Source organism: Caulobacter sp. 05T431, assembly GCF_056665975.1.
On sequence record NZ_JBFTKU010000149.1, the window covers coordinates 1 to 405 of the forward strand.

The following is a 405-nucleotide window of genomic DNA, read 5'->3' on the forward strand; positions in this document are numbered from 1 at the left end:
GTACGGAGGTTTATCAGTTTGATATCCCGTGATGGGTGCCTGCCCCCATATGTAGTGGCATGCTGATCGAGGAACGCCTGGATGAGGCACTTGGCTGTCCAGTTGGTCTCTACGTCCCCGAGGGGAATCCGCAGTGTGTACCTCTGCTTGCTGAAACTCATTTCAGCGAAGTGTTCGACTGTTATGACGGTGTTGTCGAAGCCGTCGTTGGTCAGCAGTACGTCACCGGTGACGCGGTGTTCGGCGAGAATGTGCTGCACTGTGTCGGCAAAGCTGCTGCCTTCAACGGTGGCATTGACTGCGGTTACGTAGTCGTACTTTGCATCCGCGATCAAGCAGCCGTAGGCGCTCAGGGCGCCTGGGTGGGGAGGGATCAGCACTGTGGTGGCACCGACAGTCCGGGCA

At 57.8% G+C, this 405-nt stretch carries 1 protein-coding gene; it reads left to right on the forward strand.

The features are described 5' to 3' along the window. Positions 1-59: 59 nt before the first annotated feature. Positions 60-405, forward strand: a 346-nt coding sequence (locus AC1U89_RS24915) for a hypothetical protein (protein ID WP_479902290.1), incomplete at its 3' end; no start/stop codon positions are given.